The 8,279-nt window shown below is 61.5% G+C and carries 9 protein-coding genes; all 9 read right to left on the bottom strand.

The window, feature by feature from the left end:
* A partial coding sequence (locus VIW95_RS07570; protein ID WP_331584993.1) for a 2-oxoacid:ferredoxin oxidoreductase subunit beta occupies nucleotides 1–630 on the bottom strand: 630 nt, incomplete at its 3' end.
* 6 nt (nucleotides 631–636) lie between these two features.
* Nucleotides 637–2,523 (bottom strand): 2-oxoacid:acceptor oxidoreductase subunit alpha, encoded by a 1,887-nt coding sequence (locus VIW95_RS07565; protein ID WP_331584991.1) that lies wholly within the window; start codon nucleotides 2,521–2,523, stop codon nucleotides 637–639.
* Between the two features lie 140 nt (nucleotides 2,524–2,663).
* On the bottom strand, nucleotides 2,664–2,957 hold the full coding sequence (locus VIW95_RS07560) for an acylphosphatase (protein ID WP_331584989.1): 294 nt from the start codon (nucleotides 2,955–2,957) through the stop codon (nucleotides 2,664–2,666).
* Nucleotides 2,954–4,975 (bottom strand): NAD-dependent DNA ligase LigA, encoded by a 2,022-nt coding sequence (ligA, locus tag VIW95_RS07555; RefSeq protein WP_331584987.1) that lies wholly within the window; start codon nucleotides 4,973–4,975, stop codon nucleotides 2,954–2,956. Before ligA ends, VIW95_RS07560 begins: the two co-directional genes overlap by 4 nt.
* 5 nt (nucleotides 4,976–4,980) lie before the next feature.
* Entirely contained in the window at nucleotides 4,981–6,018 is a 1,038-nt protein-coding gene (locus VIW95_RS07550; RefSeq protein ID WP_331584985.1) for an alpha/beta hydrolase, read from the bottom strand.
* Between the two features lie 19 nt (nucleotides 6,019–6,037).
* Entirely contained in the window at nucleotides 6,038–6,733 is a 696-nt protein-coding gene (locus VIW95_RS07545; RefSeq protein WP_331584983.1) for an MBL fold metallo-hydrolase, read from the bottom strand.
* A 15-nt stretch (nucleotides 6,734–6,748) separates the two neighbouring features.
* Complete coding sequence (locus tag VIW95_RS07540; protein WP_331584981.1) at nucleotides 6,749–7,405, bottom strand: cob(I)yrinic acid a,c-diamide adenosyltransferase; 657 nt, start codon at nucleotides 7,403–7,405, stop codon at nucleotides 6,749–6,751.
* Nucleotides 7,405–7,845 carry a rhodanese-like domain-containing protein gene (locus tag VIW95_RS07535; RefSeq protein WP_331584979.1) on the bottom strand — a complete coding sequence of 147 codons (441 nt, stop codon included), beginning with the start codon at nucleotides 7,843–7,845 and terminating at the stop codon, nucleotides 7,405–7,407. The genes VIW95_RS07540 and VIW95_RS07535 overlap by 1 nt, the downstream gene beginning before the upstream one ends.
* A 44-nt stretch (nucleotides 7,846–7,889) precedes the next feature.
* Nucleotides 7,890–8,279: nitroreductase family protein (locus tag VIW95_RS07530; RefSeq protein WP_331584977.1), on the bottom strand; the 390-nt coding region annotated here is incomplete at its 5' end.

Raw genomic sequence — 8,279 nt, 5'->3', positions numbered from 1 at the left:
GAACGCGCCGTCGTTGAAGATGTTGCAGTTCTGGAGAATCTCGACAAACGACGCGCCGCGATGCGCGTGCGCTCGCTTGAGCATCTCGCCGAGGTGCTTCTGCTCGACGTCGATTGTGCGCGCAACGAAAGTCGCGTGCGTGCCGAGCGCGACAGTGATCGGATTGAAGGGAAAATCCACTGAGCCCATCGGCGTGGACTTGGTGACCTTGCCCACTTCCGAAGTCGGCGAGTACTGGCCTTTGGTGAGTCCGTAGATTTTATTATTGAACAGCAGAATTTTCAGATCGACGTTGCGCCGCAGCACATGAATCAGATGATTGCCGCCAATCGACAGGCCGTCGCCGTCGCCGGTGACCACCCATACGTCGAGATCGGGACGCGAGACTTTTAGTCCCGTCGCGAAGGCGGGCGCGCGGCCGTGAATCGTGTGGAAGCCGTAAGTATTCATGTAATACGGGAACCGGCTTGAGCATCCGATGCCCGAGATGAAGACCGTATTCTCCGGCGCGATGCCGAACTCGGGCATCGTCTTCTGCACCGCGGCCAGGATCGCGTAATCGCCGCATCCGGGGCACCAGCGAACTTCCTGGTCGGAAACGAAATCCTTGCGGTTAAGAGCGGTAGCCATTTTCGATCAGCCCTCCAGGGCCCGGTTGATGCGGTTTTCGATCTCGCTGACCTTGAACGGACGGCCCTGGATTTTGTTGAAGCCGAAGGCCGCGATCAGGTAGTCGGCACGGATCATCTTGAGCAGTTGTCCCATGTTCATTTCGGGGATCATGACCTGCTTGAAACGCTTGAGCGTCTCCTCGAGGTCGCGTGGCAGCGGATTCAGGTAGCGCAGATGCACGTGCGAAACTTTCTTGCCCTTCGCGCGCACATGCTTGACGGCTTCGCGAATCGGGCCATAGGTCGAGCCCCATCCGAGCACGACGAGGTCGCCGTCGGCGTCGCCGAACACCTGCGTCGGCGGAATCTCGCGCGTGATGCCGGCGATCTTTCGCGCCCGCGTGCGAACCATCAGCTCGTTGTTGGCCGGCGAGTAGCTCACGTTGCCGGTCAGGTTCTCGCTCGACAGTCCGCCGACGCGATGCTCGAGACCCTTGGTCCCCGGCACCGCCCACGGACGGGAAAGCGTCTCGGGTTCGCGATTGTACGGCAGGAAGCCTTCGGGATTTGTCGCGAACTCGACTTTGATTTCGGGCAGCTTGTCGGCGTCGGGCAGCAGCCACGGCTCCGCACCGTTGGCGAGCTGGCCATCGGTGAGCAGGATCACCGGCGTCATGTACTTGACGGCGATTCGCACCGCCTCGTACGCACAATCGAAGCAGTCGGCGGGGGTCGAGGCCGCGATAATCGGAATCGGCGACTCGCCATGCCGTCCGTACATCGACTGCAGCAAATCGGCCTGCTCGGGCTTGGTCGGCATGCCGGTCGAAGGTCCCGCGCGCTGGATGTCGGTAATCACCATCGGCAGCTCGACCTTTACCGCGAGCCCGACCGCCTCGGCCTTTAAGTTCATGCCGGGGCCCGACGTCGTGGTGATTGCGATCGCACCGCCGAATGACGCGCCGATCACAGCGCATACGCCGGCGATCTCGTCCTCGGCCTGGAAAGTATAGACGGGAAAATTCTTGAAGCCCGAGAGTTCGTGCAAAATGTCGCTGGCGGGCGTAATCGGATACGAGCCGAGGAACAGCGGCCGTCCCGATTTCACAGCGGCCGCCACGAATCCCAGCGCGGTCGCGCTGTTGCCGGTGATATTGCGATACAGTCCCGGCGCGATTCGCGCGGCCGGCACTTCGTACGAGCTCGCGAACATCTCGGTCGTCTCGCCGTAGTTGAACCCGGCCTTGAGCACTTTGATGTTCGCCTCGAGAACTGCGGGCGTCTTCTTGAAGCGGCTCTCGAGATAGGTGAGCGTGCTCTCGATCGGCCGCTGATACAGCCACGACAGCATCCCAAGCACGAACATGTTGCGGCATCGGAACACTTCGCGATTGTTCAGGCCCATCCCGTGAACGGCGAGCGAGGTGAGCTTGGTCACATCGACTTCGATCACCTGGAATTTGTCGAGCGAATGGTCGGTGAGCGGATTGGTCTTGTAGCCGGCGCGCTTGATGTTGGAATCGGTGAACGCCTCGCGGTCCACGATTATGACGGCGTTGGGCGGGACATCTTCGATGTTGGCCTGCAGCGCCGCGGGATTCATCGCGACCAGCACGTTGGGCTCGTCGCCGGCGGTGAAGATTTCGCTGCTGGAAAAATTAAGCTGAAAGCCGCTGACCCCGGCGAGCGTGCCCTGCGGCGCGCGGATTTCAGCGGGAAAATCGGGCAGTGTTGCGATATCGTTGCCGGCCAGCGCCGATTCGGCCGTGAATTGCATTCCCGTCAACTGCATCCCATCGCCAGAGTCGCCTGCAAACCGGATAACGACGTGGTCGCGCTGCAGATGCGGTTTGAGCGCAGCGGAACCATGCGACTCGGCAGCTTGTCCAGCCGCCTCAGGTGGTACAGCCATCTCAGTCCAATCTCCTTGTGGTTAGAGCCTGATTGAAAATTAACTCCGACAATTCGAAGCCCTGCAAATACTCCAACACGCGGATTTGAAGCATAGCTAATCCACGGGAACCATTAAAGGGCCGTCTTTTCGCCTTCTGATCAGCGAATCCGGAACTCGGTGAATTCACCTGTAGGATCGAGCCAGTCTTCGCGTACCTCAGTTATGTGCGCCGACGGCGGGCCCAGATGTGCCCACGCAGCCAGCATCTGCAAGTTCTCACGGCTCCCTTCGGCGACAATTTCGACGTCGCCATTGGGTAGATTGCGCACCCATCCGGCAAGTGCGAGATCTTTGGCCTCGTCGTACGCCGAGAATCGAAAGCCGACGCCTTGCACCCGTCCGCTGATGACTAGATGTAACCTTGCTCGCCCAAATTTGTTTTGAGTCGTCAAGCTGTTCCCGCGAGCACTGACTCAAGCCCTTTCTGATCGAGCACTCGCACTCCCAAATCCTGCGCCTTCTTCAGCTTCGAGCCCGGCTCCGCGCCCGCGACGACGAAGTCCGTCTTGCGACTCACCGACGATGTGACGCGTCCGCCGGCCGCCATGATTTTGCGCTCGGCCTCTTCGCGCGTCATCGATTCGAGTGTCCCGGTTAGCACGAAGGTTTTGTCGCGCAATGCACCGCGTCCCTCGACCGCGGCCGGCGTCTCGACGTCGAGAATTTTGATCAGCCGCTTGACGGCTTTCAGATTTCGCGGCTCGTCGAAGAACTCGCGGATACTGTGGGCAACTTCCTCGCCGATATCGCGCACGCCGAGCAGGTCGTGCTCGGATGCTTCGGCCAGCGCGTCCATGGTCTTGAACTTCAGCGCGAGTTGACGCGCGGTATGCTCGCCGACGTGCCGAATCCCGAGTCCGTTGATAAACCTGTCGAAGGTAGTCTTGCGCGCTTTCTGGATCGCGTCGAGCACGTTCTGCGCGCTCTTGTCGGCCATTCGCTCGAGCCCCGCGAGTTGATCCTTCGTGAGCCCGAATAAGTCGTCCAGTTCCTTCACCAAGCCCTTCTCAACGAGCTGACCAACCAGCTTGTCGCCGAGCCCTTCGATATCGAGGCATCCCTTGGACGCGAAATGACGAATCGATTCGCGCATCCGCGCGGGACAGTTCGCATTGACGCAGAAGTAGCCGACCTCGCCCTCCTCGTGCACGATCGCCGCGCCGCATTCCGGGCAATGCGCGGGCATCTCGAACGGCTTCGCACGCGGATGCCCTTCTTTGGTGACGCGGATGACGTACGGAATCACGTCGCCGGCGCGCTCGATCAGCACGGTGTCGCGCTCGCGGATGTCCTTGCGCCGAATCTCGTCGAGGTTGTGCAACGACGTATTGGAAATCGTCACACCGGCGAGCTGCACCGGATGCAGTTTGCCGACCGGAGTCAGCGATCCGATTCTGCCGACCTGCACATCGATCTTCTCGACCACCGTCTCCGCCTGCTGCGCCTTGAACTTGTACGCAATCGCCCAGCGCGGCGACCGCGAGACCTCGCCGAGCTGCTCCTGGAGCGCGTACGAGTTCACCTTGGCGACCACGCCGTCGGCCTCGTAGTCCAGCTCGTGGCGCTTTTCGGTGATCTCGTTCCAGTATTCGAGGATAGCGTCGATACCGTTGCATAAGCGCGACAGCGGATTCACGCGGAGCCCAAGCGCCTTGATCCCTTGCAGAAATTCCCACTGCGATTTGAACGCGGTGCCTTCGATCACGCCGGGCGAATACATGAAAGCGTCGAGCGGGCGCGAAGCTGTGATCTTCGGATCGAGCTGGCGCAGTGCGCCCGCCGCGGCGTTGCGTGGATTGGCGAACGCCGGCTCGCCGGCCTCATCGCGCTGCTGGTTTAACTTTGCAAAGCCCGCACGCGGAAAAATAACTTCACCGCGCACTTCTAGGAGATGTGGAATCTTGCCGTGATCGGGTTTCTGCAGCTTGAGCGGGACGCTCTTGATCGTGCGGATATTCTGCGTGACGTTCTCGCCGTTGACCCCGTCGCCGCGCGTCGAGCCCACGGTCAGCCGCCCGTCCTGGTAAACCAGCTCGATACCCAGTCCGTCGAGCTTGACCTCGGCGACGTACTCGATGTCGGCGTCGGATTTCAGCAGGCGCTTGATGCGCTTGTCGAACTCGCGCATCTCCTCGGCGTCCATCGCGTTGCCCAGCGACATCATCGGCCGCCGATGCACCACGACTCCGAATTTTTCGCTCGGCGCCGCGCCTACACGCTGCGTTGGCGAATCGGGCGTTGCGAGCTCCGGATGCTCGCGCTCGAGCGCCTCGAGCCGGCGCATCAGCTTGTCGTACTCGGCGTCGGAAATTTCCGGATCGTCGAGGACGTAATAGCGATAGTTGGCGCGATTGATCTCGTCGCGCAACTTTTCGGCCTGCGCAGCGGGCTTCGGCGATTCCTTACTCATGGCGGTCAATCTGTTTTTGGCAACACGCCGTAGCGCCTGAGTGTGGTTGGATCGGTCCTCGCGGCTTCCTCGCGCGCGGGCTTCAACTGCGCGCGGAGCATGGTGATGAACGCCTTGCTGCCCGGATCGACGGGCGGAGGCGCGCCATCCAGTCCGCGTTTCAGCCATTCGTTCACCGCGCGTTCATCGGGCGTCGGTTCCGCGGATGCGGCGCGCTGCTCGGTCACAATCGAGCCGAGCCATGCGAAGGCGTCGCGGATTCGCGGCACGAACGTCGGGCCACCATGATCGGCGCCGCGGATCAGGCGGTACTCGTGCGCGAGGTCGAGGTCCCACAGCACGCGATGCAGGAACTCGGTGCCGTCGTGCGCGTTGAGAAAATCCGCATCGCCGACTTCCAGGTAAATCGCGAGTCCCGATTCCCGGATCAGTTCTGCGTTCGCGCGAGCGCGGCCGGCTGGATTGTTCGACTCGAACAGCGCAGCGTCACGATTCTCGCCGAGCAACTCGCGCAGACCGCCGACCCCGTGATGGAGCCGATTTCGCGCACCAATGTCCGCATCGCGATAGCCGGGTTCCAGCAGCGGTTGTATCGCAGCCACCGCGGCGAACTGATCGGGGCGCGCGAACGCGATCTTCAGAGCGCCGTAACCGCCCATCGAAATTCCCGCGATGAGCGTCGACGCCCTATCCTGCCCGGCGTTGTATTTTCCGCGCAGATCCGCAAGAAAATCTTCCGCGACGAAAGTCTCCCAGCGAGCGCTCCCATCGGGATGGTCGAGATAGTAACTCATCGCACCCGTGCTCGCCGACGCGATCACCATCGGCGGCATGATGCCCGCCGTCCACCAATTGTCGAACAGCGGTTTGAGCGCGGCGAGGTTCTCGCGGCTGCCACCGCCGCCATGCAGCAACAAGCAGAGCGGATACGCGCCGCTGTCGTCGTAGCCGGGCGGCACGAGGACGGCATACGGCACGCCCTTCGGCGCGAAGTCCGCAGGCAGATCCGCCAACTCGACGCGTGAGCTACTCTTATCGCTCATAAGATCAGTGGTCGAACGGCTAGCGGCGCGGATAACCCATCGCGTCGAGGAAATCGTCGAGCGTCGGGAATCGCATGTACATGTTGTGACGCTTCTGGTCGCCAATCGTCGTGCTCGATTCGGACGAGTACGCATGCCCCGGATACACCACCGTCGAGTCGTCGAGATTGCGCAGCGTGTCGTTCAGGCTGTGATACATCGCCTCGGGATCCGAGCCCGGCAGGTCAACGCGCCCGCACGAGTTCACGAACAACGTATCGCCGGAAATCAAATTGCCCTCGGCCAGAAAGCATTGCGAGCCCGGTGTATGTCCGGGAGTGTGCAGGAACTTCACCTCGAGCTCGCCGACCTTCATCGTGTCGCCCGCATCGACCTTGACCATGTCTGAGTCCGATAATCCCGCGACCTGCTTCACGCCGTCGGCCTCATGCTTGTTCACATAGACCTTGGCCTTGACGTGTTCGAGCAACTTGGCGGCGCCCTCGATATTCTGGCCCATCATGCGCCCGCCCAGGTGATCGGGGTGATAGTGCGTCAGCAGGATTTTGTCGATCTCGTAGCCCTCGGACTCCGCAAATTTGCGGATCGCGTCGACGTCCCAGGCGGGATCGACGACCGCCAGCTTGTGCGTCGCCGGATCGCCGACCAGGTACACGAAATTCGCCATTGGCCCGATCTGCGCCTGTCGAAGATAGATTTTTGAAGTATCAGCCATCGCGAGACTCTCCGCTCAGGATTTTGCGCTGCGACTTGTCTTGCTCTTCCCTGCACGCGCCGCTTTCTCATCATCTTCGATCCGCAGCGCGCGGTCCCACAAAAATTCGGGCTCGCCGAGACGTTTCGCGACCCATCGCGACTGCACGAACAGATGGTCGCTCAGCCGGTTCACATAGATGATGAGACTGTCGCTGATATCTTCCTCGCGCTTCAGCCGCCAGCACACGCGCTCCGCACGCCGGCAGACCGTGCGCGCCTGATGCAGGAAGGCGTTGAGCACGCCGCCGCCTGGGAGGGTGAAGGATTTCAGCGGCTCGAGCTCCTTCTCCATCGCGTCCATTTCTTGTTCGAGCTTCTTGATCTCGCCGGCGCCCATCTTATGCATCTGCGGATATTCGCCGTCTGGCGGCGTCGCGAGTTCGCTGCCCACGTCGAACAATTCGTTCTGTATCCGTCGCAGACTCTCCGAATATGAATCGAAGTCGGCGCCGAACCCTTCGCGATATTCCGGCAGGTAGGTGCGAACGATCCCGATGATCGAATTCAGCTCGTCGATCGTGCCGTAGGCCTCCAGCCGCGCGCTCTCCTTGGGCACGCGCTTGCCGCCGACCAGCGCAGTCTGTCCCTTGTCGCCAGTGCGGGTGTAAATCCGGGTGAGGCGTATCGCCATCAGACTCCAGCCTTGGCTTTCTGCGCAGCGTAGGCGGCGTCGCCGAGGTCAGTCGTCACCGGCAATCCCGCGTCCTTCCAGCCCGCGACGACGACCTTGCCCGACGCGTCGCGTTGGCCGCCAAAGCCGCCGACCACGTTGGTCAGGTCGGTGAAGCCGGCTTCTTCGAGCATCTCGCACGCGCGCTGCGAGCGTCCGCCCGCCATGCATCCGACGACGAGCTTCCTGCCTTTTGGAATCACCTTCTCGGCGACTTCGTCAAACTCGAGATTCAACTGCATCTGCCCCGGACCCTTCGCCACCATCACCGGGATATTGATCGCGCCGGCGGGGTGGCCGGCCGCGAATTCTCCTTCGGTGCGAACATCCAGGTAAAGCGCGTCGGGATTTTGCTTGAGCGTTTCGTACGCTTCGGCGGGGACCTGCTGTTTTATCGGCATAGCAAAGGCTTCCTTCCTTTCAGTGTCGGGACTCTATCAGATCTCTACGCCTTGGGATTTCCCACGCGTTCGTAGTGCACCATCTCACCGCGCGGTTTGAGCGGCTTCGACTGCGGCGGATTCTTCGGGTCAGCGTAGCCGAATGGCAGGATCGTGAAGATTGCCCATCCGTCCTTGACCCCGAGCATCGCGCCGATTTTCGCCGCGTCGAAGTTGCCGACCCAGCAGGTGCCGAGGCCGAGCGCCCAGCCCGCATTCGCCATGTTCTGCACGGCCTGCCCGCAATCGACGTCGGCCCATCGCGCGTTGGCGACGTCCTTGAGCACGACGATGGCCGACGGCGAGTCGGTGACGAAGCGTCCCGTCGAGCAAAGCGCGCCAATCTCTTTCAACGTATCGCGACTTTGAATCACGACGAACTGCCACGGCTGCAT

This window comes from Binatus sp. (SeqCode) (assembly GCF_036522015.1).
Lineage (GTDB): Bacteria > Desulfobacterota > Binatia > Binatales > Binataceae > Binatus.
The sequence above is the reverse complement of the archived record's forward strand: the minus strand, read 5'-3'. Positions and strand labels throughout refer to the sequence as shown.